Here is a 20,227-nt window from a genome sequence, read left to right as displayed (position 1 = left end):
CGTTTGCGCTTCTCGAATATTCTATTCGGCTCAGTGTTCGCCGTATCGTTGCTCAACTGTAAACCTTTTCCGCGATTCTGCCGCTCAACCCGCGGCAATGCGCTGCGGCAGCCGTGTCGACCGTAAACGGGTGCGGGGCGCGGAAGGCTCCGATTCGGTGGATCGGGGCCTTCCCGCTGCCGGTCAGGTGGGTAATTCGCAATATAAATAACATTGCGGGGAAATCGGAAACGCCGAAATTCCGCATCCCTGGCGGACTTGTTCACGTCTATTAGCATTCCCGTCCGTATCAACCAACCGGAAAGGGAGTGGTATGCGGATCGCAGGATTGTTCACAATCACCGGAGTTTTCGCGGCGGCGACGGCCGGGCTCGTGGCGCTGCCGGCAGCGCAGGCCGTGGCGGAGACCCCGACCACCTCGACCACCGTGGTGGCCGGTAACGAGGGGCTCCCCTCGCCGCTGGACGCCCTGTTCGACATGTTCTCCGGCAAGCCGGAGGAGAAGAACGCCCCGGCCGAGAAGGCGCCGAAGGCGGAGCAGGGCAAGGGCGCGGCGGACTCCCAGCACAAGGCGACCCCGCAGAGCGGCCAGTACGAGGGTGCGATCGACGAGCAGGCGCCGGCGGCCGAGCAGGGTGCGGCGGCCGAGCAGTCCGCACCGAGCGCCGCGGACGCGCCGAAGAGCGCGCCGGGCGCGCAGGCGAACGAGGACAGCTCCGAGCTTCCGTCGCTGCCGTTCCCCGCGGTGCCCAATGCTCAGCAGGAGGCCCCGAAGGCCGAGCAGCAGAGCCAGTCGAGCGCGGCTCCGAAGGCTCCGCAGGCCGCGCCGAACGCACAGGACGACGATGACGACACGGAAGAGGCCACGGCCAATTCCGGAAGCGCCGAGTAAGAACCGCTCCGCACCCGAAAGGCCCCCGATCTCCGGATCGGGGGCCTTTCGCGCACTCCGGCGAACGATACCGAGTCGAGGCCGGGAAACGCCGCGACGCTCCCCGATATCCGCGGCACCCGGACCTACCATTCCGCCCAGAACAAAACAGACACCGAAAAGGAGTGACATGCGTTTCACACGGATGGCTGCGATAACTGGTGTGGTTTCGGTTCTGATGACGGCGATCGGGCTGGCGCTGGCCGAGGCCGAGGCCGCGCCGCTGTCGGATCTCTGCCCGGCCGGCATCGCCTGCCCGCGCTGAGAAATCCGCGGCGGTACTTCGGATCGCGCTGATCGAAAATCCGGGCCCGGTCCTCGCGTCGGCGCTCCGGTGGCGGATGGTAGGAAAGGGGCGTGTCCGCAAACGGTGAACGTCCCGATCCCAACGGCAGGTCTCGCGCGGTGAACGAGGTGGTGGAGCTGGTCAGTGCGCTGATCCGGTTCGACACCTCCAACACCGGCGAGCTGGAAACCACCAAGGGAGAGCGCGAGTGCGCGCAGTGGGTGGCCGACCAGCTGCATGAGGTCGGCTACACCACCGAATATGTGGAATCCGGGCAGCCCGGGCGCGGAAATGTGTTCGCGCGCTTGCGAGGTGCCGATTCCAGCCGCGGTGCGCTGCTGATGCACGGCCACCTGGATGTGGTGCCCGCCGAGGCCTCCGACTGGAGTGTGCACCCCTTCTCCGGCGCGGTGCGCGACGGTTACGTGTGGGGCCGCGGCGCCATCGATATGAAGGACATGGTCGGCATGATGCTGGCCATCGCCCGCCAGTTCAAGATCGAGGGCACCGTCCCGCCGCGCGACATCGTCTTCGCGTTCCTGGCCGATGAGGAAGCCGGCGGCAAGTGGGGCTCGCAGTGGCTGGTCGACAATCGGCCCGATCTGTTCGAGGGCATCACCGAGGCCGTGGGTGAAGTCGGCGGGTTCTCGCTGACGGTCCCGCGCCCCGACGGCACCGAACGCCGCCTGTATCTGGTGGAGACCGCCGAGAAGGGGCTGGGCTGGATGCGGTTGCGCGCCAAGGCCCGCGCCGGGCACGGCTCGTTCCTGCACGAGGACAACGCGGTCACCATTCTCGCCGACGCGGTGGCGCGGCTGGGCAAGCACACCTTCCCGCTGGTGCTCTCGGATTCGGTCGCGGAGTTCCTCAAGGCGGTCGCGGAGGAGACCGGCCTGAATTTCGATCCGCACAGCCCCGACATCGAGGGCCAGCTGGCCAAGCTGGGCACTATCTCGCGCATCATCGGCGCCACGCTGCGCGACACCGCGAACCCGACCATGCTCAGCGCCGGATACAAGGCCAACGTCATCCCGCAGACCGCCGAGGCGGTGATCGACTGCCGGGTCGTGCCGGGCCGGCAGGCCGAGTTCGAACGCGAGGTCGACGAACTGATCGGCCCGGACGTGGAACGCGAGTGGATCACCAAGCTGGACTCTTACGAGACCACCTTCGACGGTGACCTGGTCGAGGCCATGAACGCGGCGATCCTGGCCCACGATCCGCAGGGGCGCACCGTGCCCTACATGCTCTCCGGCGGCACCGACGCGAAGGCCTTCGCCCGCATCGGGATTCGCTGCTTCGGGTTCGCGCCGCTGCAACTGCCGCCGGACCTGGACTTCAGCGCCCTGTTCCACGGCGTGGACGAGCGCGTTCCGGTCGAGGCGCTCGAATTCGGCACCCGGGTACTGGAACACTTCCTGTTGCACAGCTGATGTCATCGAAGTAGAAGGGGAACCATGAGCTACAACCCGTACGACGCGCTTCCGCAGGTACCGAGCTTCACCGTCACCTCCGCCGATATCGAGGACGGGCAGACCCTGGCCAACGATCAGGTCAGCGATGTCCTGGGCGCCGGCGGCAAGGATGTCTCCCCGCAGCTGTCCTGGTCCGGATTCCCGCCGGAGACAAAGAGTTTCGCGGTCACCGTGTACGACCCGGATGCCCCGACCGCCTCGGGCTTCTGGCACTGGGCCGCGGCCAACATCCCGGTCGGCACCACCTCGCTGCCGACGGGTGCGGGCAGCAAGGGCGGCGTGCTGCCCGACGGCGCGCTGAACCTGCGCAACGACGCCGGTTTCCCGGGGTTCGTCGGTGCGGCCCCGCCGCAGGGCCACGGTCCGCACCGGTACTTCGTGGTCGTGCACGCCGTCGACGTCGAGGAACTCGACATCGACGAGAACGTCGCGCCCGCGGTGCTCGGGTTCAACCTGTTCTTCCACACCCTCGGCCGCGCGACGCTGATCGGTAAGTACGAGGTCGCGTAACACCCCTCGAAACGACTGTGGCCCCGGACCGAGAGGTCCGGGGCCACAGTCGTTCTCGCTACTTCAGATCGATGACCGTCGCCGGTGCTTCCTTCTCGTACAGCGCGGCGATCTCGGCGCCGTACTTGGCCGCGATCGGGTTGCGCTTGAGCTTCATGGTCGGGGTCAGCTCCTCGCCGCCCGGCTCCCACGGCTGCGGGACCACGGTGAAGCGCTTGATCTGCTCGACCCGCGAGAGCTTGCGGTTACCCGCCTCCACGGCCGCGCGGACCTCGTCGAGGATCTCCTTGCGCACCGACAGGGCGGCCAGGTCGTCGGCGGGGGCGTCGAGGGCCTTGGCGCGCAGCGCGGCGGTGTCGGGATCGAGGGTGATCAGCGCGCCGATGAACGGCTTGGCCTCGCCGATCGCGACGACCTGACCGATCAGCGAGGACGCGGACTTGACCGAGTTCTCGATGTTGGTGGGGGAGATGTTCTTCCCCGCCTCGTTGATGATCAGTTCCTTCTTGCGGTCCACGATCCGCACGTAGCCGTCGGCGTCGATGGTGGCGACGTCGCCGGTGTGCAGCCAGCCGTCGTCGTCGATCGCTTCCTTGGTCTTGTCGGCCTGCTTGCGGTAGCCGGGGGTGACGATCGGGCCGCGGCACAGCAGCTCGCCGTCCTCGCCCAGGCGCAGTTCCAGGCCGTCCACCGCGCGGCCGACCGAGCCGGGACGCGGCTTGGCCAGCTCGGTGTAGGTGCCGACGCCGGTGGTCTCGGACATGCCCCAGACCTCGGTGACGGTGAAGCCCAGGCCGAGGAAGTACTCCAGGGTCTCCGGCGGGATCGCGGCCGCGCCGGAGGCGGCGACCTTGAGGTTGTCCAAGCCCAGCGCGTGCCGCAGCTTGGAGAGCACCAGCGTGTCGGCGACCTTGTACTGCAGGCCCAGCACCGGGCCGCGGCCCTTGCCGGCCAGGTCGGCGCGGGCGGCGGCGATGCCGACCCCGATCGCCCAGTTCGCCAGGTTCTTCTTCACCGGGCTCGGCTCGAGCGAGAGCTTGCCGTCGATACCGGCCTTGATCTTCTGCCACACCCGCGGCACGCCGAAGAACACGGTCGGGCGGGCATCGGGCAGCGCGGCGGCGATCTCCCGCGGGTCCGGGACGCAGGTCACGAGCATGCCGGTGAGCAGGCTGATGGCGTGGCCGGAGATGCGGTCGGCGACGTGCGCGGCCGGCAGGTAGGAGATCGCGCGATCGTCGTAGCCGACCCGCAGCGGGCCGTTGACCAGCGCGATGATCTGGGCCAGCACGTTGCGGTGGGTGATCTCCACGCCCTTGGACGGGCCGGTGGTGCCCGAGGTGTAGATCAGGGTGGCCAGATCACCGGGATTGACCGCCTTCCAGGACTCGTCGAAATCGAAGTCCACCAGCGGATCCGCTTCGACCGCGGTCAGATCCAGCGCGCCCTCGGCCGGGCCGTCCACCAGCACGATGTGCTCGAGCTCGACGCCCGCGGAGCGGATGGTCTCCAGGAAGACCCGCTCGGTGATCACGACCTTGTTCTCGGCATTGGTGAACAAGTGCGTGATCTGCTCGGGGGAGCTGGTGTTGTAGATGGAGAACGGGGTGGCGCCCAGGTGCAGGGCGGCGGTGTCGACCAGGTTGAACTCCGGCCGGTTGGTGAGCATGATGCCGACGGCGTCGCCGGACCCGACCCCCAGTTTCGCCAGGCCCGCGGCGATCACCCGGACCCGGTCGCCGTACTGCTGCCAGGAGATCTCGGTGGTGCCACCGACCGTGCGCAACGCGATAGCGTCGGGCCGCAGCTTGATCGTCTCCTGGAACGCCTCGGGAACGGTGTAGACCGTCTTGCCGGACTCGTGCGCGAAACCGATTTCTGTAGTGCTCATATTCCTGTTCCCGATAGCTCTGTCCTGACAACCGTCCCCGAAGGCGCCGTCCCGTGCATGACACAGTGTGCAGAAGGTTGTGTCATCAACTCACGGTGCGGCGCGTCATCGAGTGGCGCGGCTCACTTATCGTAACCAAAGAATTAGTAAAGTGGCGTCCCTTACCGAGATGCCGAGCACTATCGGGGAGCGGATCAGGCCGTTGGGCCGCTCGCGACCAGGGGTGCGCGCTTCCAGAGTCGCGACAGTCCGCGCTTGGGCTCGGCGGCGGGCGGCGGCGGCGCGGCTTCCCAGGGAACGGCGAGGTCGAGCGGCTCGAACTGGGCGGTGTCCTGCAGTGCGTCCTCGATCGGGATCCAATGCTTGCGGTGTTTGCGCTTGGCCTCGAGATACTTGCGCGCGCGTTCGCTGCGGGCCCGCGTGCCCAGGGGAACCGGGGTGACGGCGAGCCCCGCCGACTTCAGGGCCTCGACCTTCTCCGGATTGTTGGTCATCAGCCGGACCTCGGTGACCCCGAACTGATCCGTGAGCAACTTGGCCAGCGCGACGGCGGCCAGCTTGTAGCAGCGCGCGTCCTCGGGGAAACCGAGGCGGTGATAGCTGGTGAACGTATCGGCGCCGGAGCGTTCGGTCTCGCGCAGACCGAGCACCTTCGCAACCAGCCCGACGCCGCGCCCTTCCTGTTCGAGGTAGACCAGCACGCCGGAACCGGCGTCTTGGATCCTGTCCATCGCCATGTCGAGTTCGGGACCGCAGTCGCAATCGTCGGAGGCGAGGGCGTCACCAAAGAGGCATCGGGAGTGGATTCGTACCAGGCAGCCATCGGAGGGTTCCCCGAACACCAGCAGGTAGCCACCGTCCCCACCAGGCAACTCGCGAACTCGAACCTGGAGGTCGCTGCCCTTGCGCCGCAAAGTACACATTGGCTCGGTGAACAATCCGTCTCGACCGTCTGGTCTGGGCGCCGAACTCTGTGCTCTGCCTGTCATTCACGCTCCCGATGGCTGGCTTCTGCCACTGATCATAGGCCGCAGCTATCGGGAGCTTCCGAAAACAAGTATCGGGAGGAGGGTTCGGCGTTGGACTTTCACTCGTGGTGCCGTGCAAAGGGATACCGTTGAGACGTCCCGAAGCGGCCCAGGGGAGGAGCGGTGTCGGTGAGTGGTGCGGATACACCGACGTCGGCGGTGGTCTTCGTGCACGGTCTGTTTTCGTCCGGGCGGACCTGGGCGGCGATGCGCGCTCGGCTTGCCGAGGATGACGAGATCAACACGCAGATCACCGATTTCGCGTTCGACTATCCCAGTCCCAAGTTCAGCCTGCACCCGCTGCGGGTGATTCCGGACTACGACGCGGTCGCGCTGCTGCTGCGGACCTATCTCGAGCTCCGGGTGGCCGGGTATGAGCGGATCGTGCTGGTCAGTCATAGCCAAGGGGGGTTGATCGTGCAGCGGTTCCTGGCTCGGATGCTCCAGGAGAACCAGGGCTTGCAGTTGAGCCGTATTCGCGCGGTGGTGATGTTCGCCTGCCCGAACAGCGGCTCAGAACTGGGCATCATGGTGCGCCGGATCGCGAAATTCTGGGTGCATCCGCAGGAACGGCAGCTGCGTCCGCTCGATGATGAGGTAACACGCATCCGCAAGACGGTGCTTCGGGGCATCCAGGACGCCACGCGCCTGGATGCCACACAATGCCCGATACCCATCTACGCGTACGCGGGATTGACCGACGGGGTGGTCAGCTACGCCTCGGCATGCGATGTTTTCGCCCGCACCGGCGCGTTGCCGGGAGACCACTTCTCCATCATCGCGGCGGATTCCTCGGACGCACTCGCATTTCTGGCGCTCAAGGAGCGGCTGCGTGAAGCGCTCGGGACTCCGGAACTCCGTGTGCCCGCGGAGCCGCTGCCGAACTCTGTTCCGGCTGAGCGTGTTTCGCCGGATGCGCGGATCCATCACAACCTGGCCGCGCCGACGACCGACTTCGTCAACCGGACCAGCGAACTCGCCCGCACCCATGCCGGGCTCACCTCGCGCAACCAGGTCGTCAGCATCTGGGGCCTGGGCGGTATGGGCAAGTCCGCGCTGGCCTGCCGAATCGGCTGGGAGCTGGTCAAGGCCGAAGGGGACACTCGGTTCGACGTGATCGTCTGGCACGACCAGAAGGCGGGTCCGCACAGCCTCGATGCTCTGATCGATGCGATCTCCGATGTGCTGCACTTCCCGTACCTGCGCGCATTGCCCATGCCGGACAAGATGGATCACGCCATCGGTCATCTCAACAGCGCTCGGTGCCTGATCATCATCGACAATCTGGACGATGTGGACGACCCGGAGATTCGCGGGTTCATCGCGCGGATTGACCCGACCCACAGCAAAGTTTTGGTGACCTCCCGGCAGCGCTTCTCCGGCGATGCGTGGTCGGTCGATATCGGCGGGCTCGACGACCGAGCCAGCAGTGAGCTGGCCGGCTCCGAAGCCCGCCGTCTGGACATCCCGCAACTCGAGCCGTCCGGCAGCGGGGGCGAGCGTTCCGGAGTACGCAATTATCTCGTCGCCACCGGCGGCAGTCCGCTGGCGATCCGACTGACGGCAGCCCAAATGCGTTATGGTGGCGACGATCTCGCGGCAGTGACGGCACGGTTGCGCAGTGCCGCGGACCGGGATCTGTTCGAGGCGATCTTCGACCGGACCTGGAACGAACTGCTGGCCCACGACCGCGATGCCCGCACGATGGTGATGTCGGTGGCCCTGCATCCGACCTCGGCCGGTCGGGAAGCCATAGGCGCGGTAGTCGCCCTGCCCGAGGACGAATTGCGCGGGCAACTCCAGGCGCTCGGTGCGACGTCGCTGCTGGAGTTCTCCCGGGCCGAGCATCCGGACGGGAGCCGGTTGCGAGTCCATCCCCTGACTCGCGCGTACGCGCTGAGCAAGCTGGACCCGCACACGCGAGCCCATCTGGAAGACCGCCTGATCGACTACTATCGCGACTTCTGCACCGCGCACGCCGATATCTACACCCAGCCGCAGCGCATCCGTCTGCTCGAGCGGGAGCGGGAGAACATTCTGGCCTTCGCCGACACGGCGTACCGGCGGGCGGTCGAGAGCGAACGAAAGAACGAGTGCCGCAACGCGATCGACTTCGCCGAGACGCTGGCCGGATTCCTGTGGGTGCGAGGCTACTGGAGTGATTTGATTCGCCTGTGCACCCAGGCGGCCGAGACCGCCCGAATCGCGCATGACCGGGTCGGGCGCGCCAGGATGTTCGCGCTCCTCGGGCGCGTCCAGGTGTGGCGCGGCGGGTACGCCGACACGCTCGACTGCTTGCAGCAGAGCGAGGCGGCGCTCCCGCCGGATGCCGCCGCGGCGGACCGCCGCGAGACGATCCGGCTGCGTGCGCAGTTCGACTCGCGGTTCGGTGAGTACTCCACGGCTCGCCGCCTGTTCGGCGAGGTCTTGGAGCAGGCGCCGGAGACAGCCGACGCCGAAGGCCGGGCCGCGACGCTGGTGGAGTTGGGCATGTGCGCACTGCGGGAATCGGAGTTCCCGATCGCTATCGAGACCTTCCAGACAGCTCAGCGCCAGTACGAGCGCATGGGCAGCCTGGAAGGCGCGGCCAACTCGCTGGTCCACCTGGCCGACGCCTGGTTCGAGTCGGGCCGCCCCGCGCACGCCCGTCCGATGTACGAGCGCGGACTGCTGCTCGCGAGCCAGATCGATCATTCGCTCAGTCTGGGGCGGTGCCATCTCGGACTCGCCAAGATCGCGGTTGTCTCGCAAGACTACGAGCGGGCCCGCCGACGCGCTCGGACCGCGCGGGAATACTTTGTCCGTCTCGGCATGACCGACATGGTCGCCGAAGCCGACGTGATCGTGGGTAACACGCCCGACCCCGAGCACCCGGCGGACAGCCACTCCGCGACCATCGCTCGGCTGCTGAACGACTGCCGCGCAGTTCTTTTCGATTTCGACGACACCGTCGCCGCGACTATCCGCACGCGCTGGCCCGCGCTGCGTTCGACCGCCGCGACATTCGGTGTATTGCTGGAGGACGAAACCATCCGAGCTGCCTGGGGCAAGCCCATAGATCAGCTCATCGCCACCATCGTCCCGACCATCGATCCGATCGAGTTCGATGTCCGCTACCGCCAGGCGATGGCCGCGCAACGGCCGGTGCCCACCGTGGGCGCGGCGGCGTTGCTCGAGGCATTGCGCCAGCGCGGGATCCGGCTGATCATCGTCAGCTCCGGCAAGTACGAATATGTGCTGCAGGACTTGCGACAGATGGGCTTGGAGCACTACTTCGAGCGCGGCGACATCTACGGCTTTGCCGAAACCGGCGCGCACAAGCCGGACCGTGCGGTGTTGCGTCGGCCTATCGAGGCTCTGAGCCGGGCGGGCATCGTCCCCGAGAAGATTCGATACGTCGGCGACAGCCGCCGCGACTACGCGGCCGCGAAAGGAAATGAAGTGGAGTTCCTGGCGGTGCTCACCGGAACGGAGAACCGCCAGGACTTCCTCGACGCCGGACTACCGGACTCGCAGATCGCCGGCAATCTCTCGCTGCTGCGGTTGTGGCTGTGACGAGCTCTTCCAGAACCGCATCCGCCGTTTGGGTTCGGTGCTGGCCGGCGTGGCCGCGATATCGGCGTCCCACGCCGCGTCACAGGGCACCGGCGCCAAGACCGCCGTGTCGGTCAGTGCACGGTTCTCGACGGCCGGTGTCAGCACCACCGTCGCCTCTTCTGCCCACGGCGCGAAGTCACCGGGAATCCAATGACCGCGCCGACGCCGTTTCGCCTCGAGGTAATCACGCGCACGCTTGCTCAGCGCGCGGGTACGCAGCGGGACCGTGGTGACCGCGATACCGGAGCCCACCAGGGCTTCGACTTTGGCGGGGTTGTTGGTGAGCAACTGCACCGACCGCAGCCCGAGGGCGTGCAACCCGCGGGCGGCCACCGTGTAGGTGCGCGGGTCGGCGGGGTATCCGAGCGCCTCGTAGCTGGTGAAGGTGTCGCTGCCGGTACGTTCGGCATAGCGGTAGCCCCGCGCCTTGGCGATCAGTCCCAGACCCCGGCCTTCCTGCTCCAGATAGATCAGCACCCCCCGGCCCGCCTTCTGGATCAGATCGAGGGCTTTGTCGAGTTCCGGGCCGCAGTCGCAATCGTCGGAGAACAGAGATTCTCCGTAGAGGCAACGCGAATGAATCCGGACCAGGCAATCATCGGCAACCTGTCCGAAAACCAGCGCGAAGCCCTGCTCGCCGTGGCCACCGTCCAGCTCGATGACCTGAACCCGCAACTCGCGCCCTTTCCGGGAGAAGCGGTGCTCGGTCTCGCCGGGCTTCGACATGAAGGTGGTCATGATCCTCCGGAAAGGTATGGCGCTGGGGACAGTCGGCAAAGGGTCCGGCGCAGCGGCTGGCGACGCTTTGACCAGACGATACTTCAGAGCAGTGCACTTGGCTGGGCAAGATCATCCGGGCATTTCGTCCGCGCCGCCGGAACGCGATCGGTTCAGCGCAGGGCGGTGGTCGCAGAGCATAGCGACTGACTATGGCCGAGGTCCACAAGGGCATTGCGGGCATTTCGACCGCCTATTCGGCATCGGCGAACACTGGCACCAGGCCCGCGGCCATCCAGTTCAGCGTTCTTCCATCTTGTTTGCCGGAAAATTGACGATCCGATCGATCTCTTCGGCGAGCGGCATCGCGTCGGACACGTCGCTGAACGATTGGGTCGCGGCCATGGCAGAGGTGGCGTAGATGAAATCCTCACGGTTCGCAGAGCGCTCGTTGGTGAGCAGTCTGGAAGCCAGGGCAGCCATGAAAGCCGCACGGGCGCCGGGGGATTCATCGAGCCGCGCGGCGATCGGGCGGGGGATGTCATAGGTTGATTGGCGCGAACGCACCGCGCACTCGAACCCTTCGACCGTGCAGACCGTGTCTACCCCCATAGCCAGCAGCTTCTGGGCGACCGACTCCGGGGTGTGATCGAGTTCGTCGACGCTGCCGTCCGGCGGAGCGGCGGTTTTCGTGTCGAGCAAACTGGCCAACTCGCGCCGCGTCCCGATCATGTAGTCGATCTGGCTGAAATATTCGTACAAGTACTGCGGGCGGTCCGCTGACGGAGTGGGGTGCACGAGTATCCATGGCGGGTCGGACAGCTGCCGGACCATGCGGAAGACCTGCTCGATCACTGCGATGGGTTGTTCGAAGGTCAGCAGCAGCGCGTCCGGCTCGACAATCGCCTCTTCTGCCGCAGGATCGTTCAGATCGTTCGCGCTGAGCCGCACGGCGTCATCGATGCTGCCAATCGTGCCTATCCCGCCGCCTCCGGTAATGATCATGGCTGCCACTGGAGTTCGCAGGCCGGGCATCAGTTTGACGAGTTCGGTATCGACCTTCTCTGTGCGGAGCCGGCGCAAGATCCGGTGACCATAGGCATCGTCGCCTACCGCGGTGAGCAGCCGAACCTGGAAACCGAGACGCGCGGCGGCAATCGCGCGGTTGAGCCCTTTGCCGCCGATTCGCTCCTCGAATCGCCCACGGGCGGCTGGACCGGCGACGGTGGGCATCCGGTCGGTGCGGTAGATGTGATCGATGACCGCGTCGCCGATCACTGTGACCACCCCCCGGGCGGTGCGCGAGGCCCGTTGCCGGACACCGACTTCGGTGGGCGCGACCGCGACGTAGCCGGTGTCGCCGGTGAGCAGGCGCGCCAGCAGGGTGACCGCGTGCAGTTCGCGTTTGTCGCGCAGGGAGCGGACCGAGGGCGCTTCGGGGATGTGGTCGAGGCCGAGGTGGGCCAGTAGTACCGGCCAGTTCTCGGTGAGGAATTCGCGTCGCCGGCCGAGGTCGGTGCCGTAGAACAGGGTGAGATCCAGGCCCGCGGGCGGGGTGTCGGCGAGCAGCTCGAGGGCCAGCGCGGCGTCGGCGATCAAACGTTCGGTGGGTGGCAATTGCCGGGCAAGGTCGCGGACTACTAGCAGCGCGGCCTGTTCGGGCTCGACGCGGTCGCGGTAGGCGCGCTTGCGGACCGGCTCCAATTCCAGCAGCGGGCCGATGTCGACCACGCTTTTGCGCAGGCGCGCGGCACCACCGGCGAGGCCACGATGTTTTCCCAGCCGCGTGAGGATCGTCTGCACCGCGGCGGCTCCCGAGTCCTGCGGTGCCATAGCGCGATCCACTCCTCGAGGTGGTCGGGGTTTGCTGGCCGTATGGCGCCACGATAGGCGGAATTTGCGTGTTTAGCCAGACCTCGGGCGGTGAATTCCTTGAGTGTCACGACAATTGACGCCAAACGGGCGGCAATTGCCAAAGAGTAGTAGCGACAGACCCGCCGGACCGGTCACACTGAAACCCCGGCGACCTATCGCCCCACCAGGAGCTCGGGAGGGTCTGGTGATGAGAGTGGTTCTCGTGAAACGCCGCATCCGCCGGCGCCGGCAGCACCGGCCCGATACCGAGCTGGAGCCGAATTTCCGAGGCTAGGCGAGACCGCCGTGCGGTCGCCAGCATCCAGCAGACATCTTGTCCTCGCCGTCACCCGGCTGCCGCCACCTCCGGATTCATGCGAGACCCGACCGACCGGTTCGACCTGTCGGCCGGGTCGCGTGCACCCAAAAGCCAGGCGGTACACCGGTCGACGACGCCGCCTCCGGGGAGACAGCCGTGACGATCTATGAATGCAGCCGGTCCATGACCAGCAGCGTCACGCCCGACTGGGCTTGGCGGCCCAGCCGCCGCTCCGCGGAACCGGCCTGGCGCCTGAGCTGGACGCCGGAGCCGTGCACCCGCGAACAGGCTCGGGCCGCAATGGAATTGCGCGAGCAAACACACCGCGACCTGGCGGCGGATCCCGCCGCTGAGCGGGGCGAACACGGCACCGCACCGCTGCGCCGCGTCATTAACAGCCTGTACCTGCGGATACTTGCCCGGAGGCGGTCGTGAATCGGTATGTAACCGACTGGTCTGTCACTAACGATATGCCCAGCGAATCGGCATATCGGGTTGCCGATAAGTGCACCAGAGCCCAATGGTCGGGTTGGCCGCTCGACCGACCTCTCAGACGTGAACAGCTAATCGCGGGGACGGATCTCACCGTCGGCGACCCTTCGCAGGTCGCGCGACAGCGGAGATCCTCAGCACCCAGACATTCCGGCACGACCGGATGGCACATCTTTCGAGCCGTCCACTGCGCTGGACAACTCGGAATTCCGTTGGAACAGCTCGGCACCGAGCTGCCGCACCCGGAGAGAGCGCAATGATCCGCACCACCGAATGGACCATGACCAGCGACATCACGCCCGAGACGGCCTACCGGGAGACCGGAGCCGGGCCGCGATTATGGCGGCTCAGCTGGTTGCCCGACCGGCTGCTGACCCGCCAACAGGCCTGGGCCGGGATGGAACTCGACGAAATCCTCAGCGACATCGACTCCGTGCACAACCGGTTGATCCAGGCTCGTGCCGCCGACTGCGCCGCCGAACTCGGCCTGCTCTGGGAACAGGCGGTGATCATGCTGTCCAAGCGCATGATCACCCGCCTGCAACTCGAGGAAGTCGAAGATCCGCCCGTCACCGAGAGAAACCGGAACCGGCCGCACTTGGCTCGATTGCACTGAGTGCACCCGAACGGTCGCCGGGCTCGGGGCGGGGTCGAGCCCGGCGACCGCCCGCGCCCGGAATCTAGGTGCGGCGGGCGACGTTCTCCGCGCCGACCGCCTCGGCGATCGAGGTGTAACCGTGCCGGCGCAGGCGCTCGGCGATGCCGCGATGAATGGTGCGGGCCCAGAACGGGCCGCCGTAGATGAAGCCGGTGAAGCCCTGCAGCAGGGTGGCGCCGGCGAGGATGCGTTCGAAGGCCTGGTCGGCGGTTTCGATGCCGCCGACGGAGATCAGGACCACGCGGTCGCCGACGCGGCCGTAGAGGCGGCGCAGGACTTCCAGGGAGCGCTCGGCCTCCGGCGGGCCGGACAGGCCGCCCGCGCCCATGGCGGCGACGTCCGCGGCGGGCGTGCGCAGCCCGTCGCGGCGGATGGTGGTGTTGGTGGCGACGATCCCGGCCAGGCCGAGTTCGACGGCCAGGTCGGCGACCGCGTCGATGTCGTCGTCGGACAGGTCGGGGGCGATCTTCACCAGCACCGGGACCCGCACGGTGTCCAGGACCGCCTGCAGCAGCGGGCGCAGGGACTCGACGGCCTGGAGATCACGCAGGCCGGGCGTGTTGGGGGAGCTGACGTTGACGACGACGAAATCGGCCAGCGGGCCCAGCAGGGCGGCGCTGGTGGCGTAATCGGCGGCGGCGCCGGCCGGTTCGACGATCTTGGTCTTGCCGATGTTGGCGCCGATCGGCACCGTGGACGGGCGAGTACGCAGCTGCTCGGCGGCCGCGGCGGCGCCAAAGTTGTTGAAGCCCATGCGATTGATCAGCGCCCGGTCGGCGGGCAGCCGGAACAGTCGCGGCGCCGGGTTGCCCGGCTGCGCCTGCGCGGTGACGGTGCCGATCTCGGCGTAGCCGAAACCGAGCGGACCCCAGGTGTCGGCGCCGTCGGCGTTCTTGTCGAATCCGGCGGCCATGCCCAGGGGCGCGGGGAAGTCGACCCCGAACACCCGGTTGCGCAGGATCGGATCCTCGGCGGTCAGCAGTTTGCGCATGGCGAGCCGGGCCGGCGCGAAGCGCACGGCCCATCGCATGGCGGTGAACGCCCAGTGATGGATTTTCTCCGGATCGAACAAGAACATCACGCGCAGCAGTAGTGTGTACATCGGCGTCACATCCCCGGTTCGGGCTGGGGTAGGAGAGCGGATTTACGGCGGCGCAGCAGGACCCGTCGGCTGCCGTCGGTGTAGGCGCGGACGCGCGACAGCTCCCAGCCGCCGTATTCGGCCTGGATCGCCAGGCGCATGGAGGCGGTCACCCGATTCATGTCCTTCGGTAGTCGTAACGGCACGTATTCGTAGTCGTCACTGGTGTTTTCCGTCCAGCTCGCCGGTAAAGCGCGGGAGTGTTTCGGCGTCATCTACTGCCCTCTCTTCCGCTGATCCGCCCGGATTCGCTGCACCCCGTCACCGGTCGCGGAACCGACGAACAGGTCACCGGTGCGCTCGTCCACCGTGACCGAGTTGGGCTGACGCACCGCCGGGTAGCGGCCCACCTCCACCGGTATACCCGTCGAGAGATCGAATCCGACAACTTCGTTGCTCTGCGTACACGTCACCCACACGGTCTCGGACCGTTGATCGTAGGCAAGTGCGTAAGGCGACGATCCTACCGGGAACCGTTGCCGCAGGAGCAGCGGTCCGGTGGTGTAGACCAGCAATTCGTTATCGGCGGTGTCGGTGACCAGCACACGGCCGAAGTGGTCGGCGATCATCATGGTGGCCCCGTCGCCGGCGCGCTGGGCCAGGCCGAGGTCCGTGGCGCCGGGCTCGATCTCGGTGATCGAGGACTGGTGGCGGTCCAGCACGGCGAGATGATCGGGGGTGCGGGCGAGCACGTCGGCGGAGATCAGGCCGGGCACGGTGCGCACGACCGCGCCGTCCGCGGCCAGGGTGCGGACCCGGCCGTCGGCGGTGCCGGCCAGCACGGTGCCGTCGGCGCCCTGCAGGACCGAGCGCACGTCACCGTCGACGGGAATCTCGGTGGTCTCGGCGGCGGCGACGTCCACCCGGACGACGCGCTGCGGTGCGGCGACGAGGATCTCGCCGGGCTTGCCCGCGGCCAGGCTCGCACCCGGGCCGGGCAGCGCGACCGTCCGCACGGCGGCGGTGTTCGGGTCGACCAGCAGCAGGGTCGCGCCGTCCAGGGCCGCGAGCTGTCCGGTGCCGGCATCGGCGACCAGCGCGGAAACGGCGCGGCCGAGCGGCACGACCTGGCCGGCGGGTGCGGCCGCGGGGACGGGTGCGACCGCGGCGGTGGCGGGCTCCCTGGTCGGTGCGTCAGGCTTGTCGCCGGAGGAGGAACACCCGGTCAGCAACAGCAGCGTCGCCGCACTCGCAAGCGCCAACGGGACGCGCACACCGAACTCCTTCACTACCGGGGTCAACCCCACTATCTGACCATGATGCGGAACCGGGCTCGCCGACCGGGGTGTCACGTCGGGGTTTCGGCCAGCCGCCGGTCGATTATCTTGGTGATACGCAGTGTTCGACTCAGGGAGCTCTCTTGAAAGCCGACCATCCATCGGGGTTTGTCATCGATGACATCACCGTCGGTCCTTTCGCTCACGGGTTCGGCACGACCGCCGATGGCCGGCCCTACGCGTTTCGCACGGTCGGCCCGGTCCTGACGCTGGAGATCTATCGCGCGGATCTGGTCGCCGCGGTGCCCGGGCCGGACGACGTGGTCGCGGGGGCGCAGGTGCGGGTCACCGATGTGGATTTGGACGACGAGCGCAGTGTGGTCGCGCTGGTGCGGGATATGATCCCCGACGCCGTGCCGGTCGAGGCTGCCGCGGACCGGGACGTCACAACCGTGCGCGCCCTGCTGGGGCGGATCAGTTCCGTCATCGATGGTATGTAGGGAATTGATGCTTTCCTCACGACTCACCGTTCTCGCGGCCGCCCTGCTGGTGGCCGGCGGCACCGCGGCCTGCGGCGGCTCCGGTCCCGACGACGCCGCGGTGGCGGCGGCGCGCTCCTCGGCCAACGCCTCGCTGTCCGCGTCGGTGGCGACCTCTGCTTCGGTGGCGAACCGGCCGCTGCCCAGCGCCGCCGAGCTGGACGTGCAGATCAAGCGCGCGCTGGACCCCTCGCTGCCCGACAGCGAGCGCACCGCGCTGATCGAGGACGGCGACGCGTTCAAGGACGCCATCCCCGACATGTACAAAGCGCTGCAAGACAATCCGCGCGCGATCTACGGCGTGACCGACCCGGTCTTCGACAACCGCGACGGCACCCTGACCGCCACCATGCGCCTGGACAAGGACGGCACCGGCAGCGCCGTGCGCACCACGGTCGTGCATTTCGTCTGGCTCGACGGCAAGTGGAAGATCTCCCGCACCGACCTGTGCGGCATCCTGCGTTCGGCCGACTACCGCTCCGCGGCCTGCGGCTAGGGATGCGGGACTCGGGGATGCCCGGCGGGGTCGGTGAGCGCTGGGGCCGTTTCATCTACCGGCATCGCTATCTCGTGCTGGCCCTGGCGGTTTTCGCGGTGCTGATCTCGGGGTTCTACGGGCGGGGCGTGGCCGACCGGATGACCCAGGAGGGTTGGTTCGACGAATCCAGCGAATCGGTGGCCGCCTCCAAGATCGCCGATTCCACCTTCGGCCGCGACACCGACAGCGACCTGATCCTGCTCTACACCGCCCCCGCCGGTGCCACCGTCGACGATCCGGCCGTGCGCGGCCCGGTGACCGCCGACCTGCGGGCCCTGCTGGAGCGTTTCCCCGACCGGATCCAGAAGATCGACAGCTACTGGGACAGCCCCTTCGCCGCCAACGCCACCGACGCCACGAAGACACACGCCTTCGCCAGTGTCGGCTTGCGCGGGGAGGGCACCGCGACCGTGGAGAACTACGCCGCGATCGTCGACCAGATGCGCGCCGGTGTGCCCGGCGGCGGGCCGGGCGGCACGACGGTGCAGCTGGCGGGGTTGCAGCCGATCCTGGCCGGACTCAATACCGGCATGCAGGACGACATCCAGCGGGCCGAGATCATCGCGCTGCCGCTGGTGGCGATCCTGCTGTACTTCGTCTTCGGCGGGGTGGTCGGCGCGTTGCTGCCGGTGCTGATCGGCGGCATGACGATCCTGGGCACCGCGGGCATCATGCGCGGCCTGACCGGTCTGATCGACGTGAACGTCTTCGCCAGCATCGTGATGACGCTGGTCAGCCTCGGGCTGGCGATCGACTACGGACTGTTCACCGTCACCCGGTTCCGGGAGGAGCTGGCGGCGGGGCAGACGGTGGAGACCGCGGTCGCGCGCACCGTCGCCACCGCGGGCCGCACGGTGATGTTCTCGGCGGCGATCATCGCGGTCAGCCTGGCGGCGCTGTTCATCTTCCCGAACGGCGTGCTGCGCTCGGTGCCCTACGGCGGGATCAGCTCGGTGCTGCTAGCGGCGCTGCTGTCGGTCACCGCACTGCCCGCGGCACTCGGTATCGCGGGCCGCCGGATCGATCTGTGGGGCTGGAAACGCTTCTCCCGCACCCAGACCGAGGCGCAGATCGACGCCGGGTTCTTCTCCCGGCTGGCGATGTGGGCGATGGGGACGAACGCGAGCGATCCGGGCAAGCGCAAGCGCCGGCCGTGGGTGGTCGCCGTGCCGATCGTGCTGGGTCTGCTGGCGCTGGCGATCCCGTTCCGCCACATCGAGTTCGGCGGGATCAGCGAGAAGTATCTGGCCGCGGAGAGCCCGGCGCGGGTCGCCCAGGAACGCTTCGACGAGCTGTTCCCCAGCTTCCGCACCGAACCGCTGAAACTGGTGGTGGTGGACGCGAATCCGCAGCAGCTCAGCGACATTCGCTACGCCGCCAACCAGGTGCCCGGGCTGACCGGGCGGTTCGAGCCGAGCGCGGCGACCAAGGACGGCGTGAACGTGCTCAACGCCGGGCTCACCGACAAGCGCGACGCCGACGAGGTGATCGCGAAACTGCGTGCGCTGCCCGAACCCGAGGGCGTGCAGGTGATGGTGGCCGGTGTGCCCGCACTGGAGCGCGACAGTATCAACGGCTTGCTCGCGGGCCTGCCGCTGCTGGTGGCGATTCTGTCGCTGGCCGCGCTGGCGTTGATATACGCGGCGTTCCGCTCGATCGTGCTGGCGCTCAAGGCCGTTGCGATGAGCGGGCTCAGCCTCGTCGCCACGCTCGGCGTGCTGACCTGGATCTTCGTCGAGGGGCACGGCTCGGAGCTGTTCCACTTCACGCCCGGTCCGCTGATGTTCGCGGTGCTGGCGCTGATCGTGACCGTGGTGTTCGGCCTGTCCACCGATTACGAGGTGTTCCTGCTGTCGCGGGTGTCGGAGGCCCGGCAATCCGGGGCCGGGGCCGAGGAGGCGATCCGCTACGGCGTCGCCCACACCGGCGGCGTGATCACCTCCGCCGCCGCGATTCTCATCGTCGTCACCGGGGCGTTCGGGTTCTCGGACCTGGTGCTGATGAAGTACATCGCCTATGGCATGATCGCCGCGCTGATCCTCGACGCCACGGTGATCCGCATGCTGCTGACCCCGGCGGTACTGAAGCTGATCTGGCGCTGAGGGGGACCGGTCGTGCGAATCATCAAGGGCGCCAACCTATTCGTGATGTTCCTGCTGGAACTCGGCGTCATCGCCGGTGCCGCCACGTGGGGGTTCACCCTGGATGGCGCGCTGCTGCTGCGCGTCGTCGCCGGGCTGCTCACGCCGCTGCTGTTCATCGGGATGTGGGCGCTGTTCGGCGCGGCGGGCAACGCGCGCTACCGGCTGCACGGTCCCTGGCGAATCGCCTTGGAGCTGATCTGGTTCGGTGGCGGCGCGCTCGCCTGGGGTGTGGCAATCGGCCCGGTGCTCGGTGTGCTGTTCTTCGCGCTGTGGGTGGTCAACGCCCTGGTCCGCTATTTCGGGGACGGGACGTTGCAGGTGGAAGTCGGAGCGCGGTAGTCAGGCCACGATGGTCGCGTTCATGCGGCCGACGCCGGTGCCGATACCCGGGCCCACGCAGCCGTTGATCTGATCCGGGGTCATCATCTCGTACCAGGCGTTGACCTGCACCCGGCTGCCCAGGCCATAGCCTTTCACCACGGTGAGATCGCCGACGGTGGGCTGCATCATGCCCACCGGCCACGGGCCCCACAGCTTGCTGAGTTCGCCGTTGGACCAGGCGATCTCGACGGTGAGCGGGCCGTCGGCGGGGTGCATGCAATCCGACCAGGCCACGTGCTCGCCGGTGAAGGTGCCGCCGGAGATGTCGGCCATGCCCTCGCAGCCCCACAGCCGCCCCACCGAGGTGAAGGTCAGCAGTTGCGGGGCCATGGTGATCCCGCCCTCGGTGGCCGTCCAGCGGAAGTCGCCGCCGTAGCAGGTGCCGACGGGGGAGTGCGCCGCCCCGGTGGGCGCGGCGGCCAGCGCGAAACCGGCGGAAAACGCCAGGGCCACAACGATGTTCACCGACTTGCGCACAGCATCCCTCACTTCCGGGCGGTGGCGTGGAG

Annotated in this window: 19 protein-coding genes; 11 read left to right on the top strand and 8 right to left on the bottom strand. The window is 67.7% G+C overall.

Going from position 1 to position 20,227, the window contains the following annotated elements:
* Window positions 1-313 precede the first annotated feature (313 nt).
* The 4 genes from AB0H76_RS19030 to AB0H76_RS19015 all read left to right on the top strand — a co-directional run bounded on the left by AB0H76_RS19030 (window position 314) and on the right by AB0H76_RS19015 (window position 3,202).
* Window positions 314-892 carry a hypothetical protein gene (locus AB0H76_RS19030; RefSeq protein WP_357325164.1) on the top strand — a complete coding sequence of 193 codons (579 nt, stop codon included), beginning with the start codon at window positions 314-316 and terminating at the stop codon, window positions 890-892.
* A 169-nt stretch (window positions 893-1,061) separates the two neighbouring features.
* Complete coding sequence (locus tag AB0H76_RS19025; RefSeq protein WP_357325161.1) at window positions 1,062-1,196, top strand: hypothetical protein; 135 nt, start codon at window positions 1,062-1,064, stop codon at window positions 1,194-1,196.
* 92 nt (window positions 1,197-1,288) lie between these two features.
* Window positions 1,289-2,650: a M20/M25/M40 family metallo-hydrolase gene (locus tag AB0H76_RS19020; RefSeq protein ID WP_357325158.1), complete on the top strand. Its 1,362-nt coding sequence runs from the start codon at window positions 1,289-1,291 to the stop codon at window positions 2,648-2,650.
* Between the two features lie 24 nt (window positions 2,651-2,674).
* Window positions 2,675-3,202 carry a YbhB/YbcL family Raf kinase inhibitor-like protein gene (locus tag AB0H76_RS19015; protein ID WP_357325157.1) on the top strand — a complete coding sequence of 176 codons (528 nt, stop codon included), beginning with the start codon at window positions 2,675-2,677 and terminating at the stop codon, window positions 3,200-3,202.
* A gap of 58 nt (window positions 3,203-3,260) precedes the next feature.
* Here AB0H76_RS19015 and AB0H76_RS19010 read toward each other — a convergent pair whose 3' ends face one another.
* Both AB0H76_RS19010 and AB0H76_RS19005 read right to left on the bottom strand, forming a co-directional pair.
* On the bottom strand, window positions 3,261-5,093 hold the full coding sequence (locus AB0H76_RS19010; RefSeq protein ID WP_357325155.1) for a long-chain fatty acid--CoA ligase: 1,833 nt from the start codon (window positions 5,091-5,093) through the stop codon (window positions 3,261-3,263).
* A gap of 194 nt (window positions 5,094-5,287) precedes the next feature.
* A complete protein-coding gene (locus AB0H76_RS19005) occupies window positions 5,288-6,016 on the bottom strand; it encodes a GTP cyclohydrolase II (RefSeq protein WP_357325152.1) in 729 nt (242 codons plus the stop codon).
* A gap of 234 nt (window positions 6,017-6,250) precedes the next feature.
* On the opposite strand from AB0H76_RS19005, the gene AB0H76_RS19000 reads away from it, so the two are divergent.
* On the top strand, window positions 6,251-9,676 hold the full coding sequence (locus AB0H76_RS19000; protein WP_357325149.1) for an alpha/beta fold hydrolase: 3,426 nt from the start codon (window positions 6,251-6,253) through the stop codon (window positions 9,674-9,676).
* On the opposite strand, the gene AB0H76_RS18995 is transcribed toward AB0H76_RS19000, so the two are convergent.
* Entirely contained in the window at window positions 9,623-10,456 is an 834-nt protein-coding gene (locus tag AB0H76_RS18995) for a GTP cyclohydrolase II (protein WP_357325146.1), read from the bottom strand. The genes AB0H76_RS19000 and AB0H76_RS18995 overlap by 54 nt on opposite strands.
* A 279-nt stretch (window positions 10,457-10,735) precedes the next feature.
* Window positions 10,736-12,268: a PfkB family carbohydrate kinase gene (locus tag AB0H76_RS18990; protein WP_357325143.1), complete on the bottom strand. Its 1,533-nt coding sequence runs from the start codon at window positions 12,266-12,268 to the stop codon at window positions 10,736-10,738.
* Window positions 12,269-12,764: 496 nt separating this feature from the next.
* Here AB0H76_RS18990 and AB0H76_RS18985 point away from each other — a divergent pair, with 496 nt between their 5' ends.
* Both AB0H76_RS18985 and AB0H76_RS18980 read left to right on the top strand, forming a co-directional pair.
* A complete protein-coding gene (locus AB0H76_RS18985; protein ID WP_357325141.1) occupies window positions 12,765-13,043 on the top strand; it encodes a hypothetical protein in 279 nt (92 codons plus the stop codon).
* 313 nt (window positions 13,044-13,356) lie between these two features.
* Window positions 13,357-13,716, top strand: coding sequence for a hypothetical protein (locus AB0H76_RS18980; protein WP_357325138.1), 360 nt, complete (start codon window positions 13,357-13,359; stop codon window positions 13,714-13,716).
* 64 nt (window positions 13,717-13,780) lie between these two features.
* Here AB0H76_RS18980 and AB0H76_RS18975 read toward each other — a convergent pair whose 3' ends face one another.
* Genes AB0H76_RS18975 through AB0H76_RS18965 form a run of 3 tightly spaced genes read right to left on the bottom strand, consistent with a single transcriptional unit; the run spans window position 13,781 to window position 16,113 of the window.
* Window positions 13,781-14,860 (bottom strand): quinone-dependent dihydroorotate dehydrogenase, encoded by a 1,080-nt coding sequence (locus AB0H76_RS18975; RefSeq protein ID WP_357325136.1) that lies wholly within the window; start codon window positions 14,858-14,860, stop codon window positions 13,781-13,783.
* A gap of 5 nt (window positions 14,861-14,865) precedes the next feature.
* On the bottom strand, window positions 14,866-15,114 hold the full coding sequence (locus tag AB0H76_RS18970; protein ID WP_357325133.1) for a DUF5703 family protein: 249 nt from the start codon (window positions 15,112-15,114) through the stop codon (window positions 14,866-14,868).
* Window positions 15,115-16,113 (bottom strand): hypothetical protein, encoded by a 999-nt coding sequence (locus tag AB0H76_RS18965; RefSeq protein WP_357325130.1) that lies wholly within the window; start codon window positions 16,111-16,113, stop codon window positions 15,115-15,117.
* A 146-nt stretch (window positions 16,114-16,259) separates the two neighbouring features.
* Here AB0H76_RS18965 and AB0H76_RS18960 point away from each other — a divergent pair, with 146 nt between their 5' ends.
* Genes AB0H76_RS18960 through AB0H76_RS18945 form a run of 4 tightly spaced genes read left to right on the top strand, consistent with a single transcriptional unit; the run spans window position 16,260 to window position 19,676 of the window.
* Window positions 16,260-16,616 (top strand): hypothetical protein, encoded by a 357-nt coding sequence (locus AB0H76_RS18960; protein WP_357325127.1) that lies wholly within the window; start codon window positions 16,260-16,262, stop codon window positions 16,614-16,616.
* Window positions 16,617-16,623: 7 nt separating this feature from the next.
* Window positions 16,624-17,151 carry a hypothetical protein gene (locus tag AB0H76_RS18955; protein ID WP_357325124.1) on the top strand — a complete coding sequence of 176 codons (528 nt, stop codon included), beginning with the start codon at window positions 16,624-16,626 and terminating at the stop codon, window positions 17,149-17,151.
* Between the two features lie 17 nt (window positions 17,152-17,168).
* Complete coding sequence (locus AB0H76_RS18950) at window positions 17,169-19,295, top strand: MMPL family transporter (protein WP_357325121.1); 2,127 nt, start codon at window positions 17,169-17,171, stop codon at window positions 19,293-19,295.
* Window positions 19,296-19,307: 12 nt separating this feature from the next.
* Window positions 19,308-19,676 carry a YrdB family protein gene (locus AB0H76_RS18945; RefSeq protein ID WP_357325119.1) on the top strand — a complete coding sequence of 123 codons (369 nt, stop codon included), beginning with the start codon at window positions 19,308-19,310 and terminating at the stop codon, window positions 19,674-19,676.
* Here AB0H76_RS18945 and AB0H76_RS18940 read toward each other — a convergent pair whose 3' ends face one another.
* Complete coding sequence (locus tag AB0H76_RS18940; protein ID WP_357325116.1) at window positions 19,677-20,207, bottom strand: hypothetical protein; 531 nt, start codon at window positions 20,205-20,207, stop codon at window positions 19,677-19,679.
* Window positions 20,208-20,227: the final 20 nt, after the last annotated feature.

The sequence above is a fragment of the Nocardia sp. NPDC050712 genome (assembly GCF_040654295.1).
GTDB lineage: Bacteria > Actinomycetota > Actinomycetes > Mycobacteriales > Mycobacteriaceae > Nocardia.
This window is presented reverse-complemented; position numbering and strand designations above follow the sequence as displayed.

Bases quoted from the DNA above. Each gene is read 5' to 3' on its own strand.
- AB0H76_RS19030 (WP_357325164.1), top strand. From the start codon at position 314: ATGCGGATCGCAGGATTGTTCACAATCACCGGAGTTTTCGCGGCGGCG.
- AB0H76_RS19025 (WP_357325161.1), top strand. From the start codon at position 1,062: ATGCGTTTCACACGGATGGCTGCGATAACTGGTGTGGTTTCGGTTCTG.
- AB0H76_RS19015 (WP_357325157.1), top strand. From the start codon at position 2,675: ATGAGCTACAACCCGTACGACGCGCTTCCGCAGGTACCGAGCTTCACC.
- AB0H76_RS19010 (WP_357325155.1), bottom strand. From the start codon at position 5,093: ATGAGCACTACAGAAATCGGTTTCGCGCACGAGTCCGGCAAGACGGTC.
- AB0H76_RS19005 (WP_357325152.1), bottom strand. From the start codon at position 6,016: ATGTGTACTTTGCGGCGCAAGGGCAGCGACCTCCAGGTTCGAGTTCGC.
- AB0H76_RS18995 (WP_357325146.1), bottom strand. From the start codon at position 10,456: ATGACCACCTTCATGTCGAAGCCCGGCGAGACCGAGCACCGCTTCTCC.
- AB0H76_RS18990 (WP_357325143.1), bottom strand. From the start codon at position 12,268: ATGGCACCGCAGGACTCGGGAGCCGCCGCGGTGCAGACGATCCTCACG.
- AB0H76_RS18980 (WP_357325138.1), top strand. From the start codon at position 13,357: ATGATCCGCACCACCGAATGGACCATGACCAGCGACATCACGCCCGAG.
- AB0H76_RS18975 (WP_357325136.1), bottom strand. From the start codon at position 14,860: ATGTACACACTACTGCTGCGCGTGATGTTCTTGTTCGATCCGGAGAAA.
- AB0H76_RS18970 (WP_357325133.1), bottom strand. From the start codon at position 15,114: ATGACGCCGAAACACTCCCGCGCTTTACCGGCGAGCTGGACGGAAAAC.
- AB0H76_RS18955 (WP_357325124.1), top strand. From the start codon at position 16,624: ATGCTTTCCTCACGACTCACCGTTCTCGCGGCCGCCCTGCTGGTGGCC.
- AB0H76_RS18950 (WP_357325121.1), top strand. From the start codon at position 17,169: ATGCCCGGCGGGGTCGGTGAGCGCTGGGGCCGTTTCATCTACCGGCAT.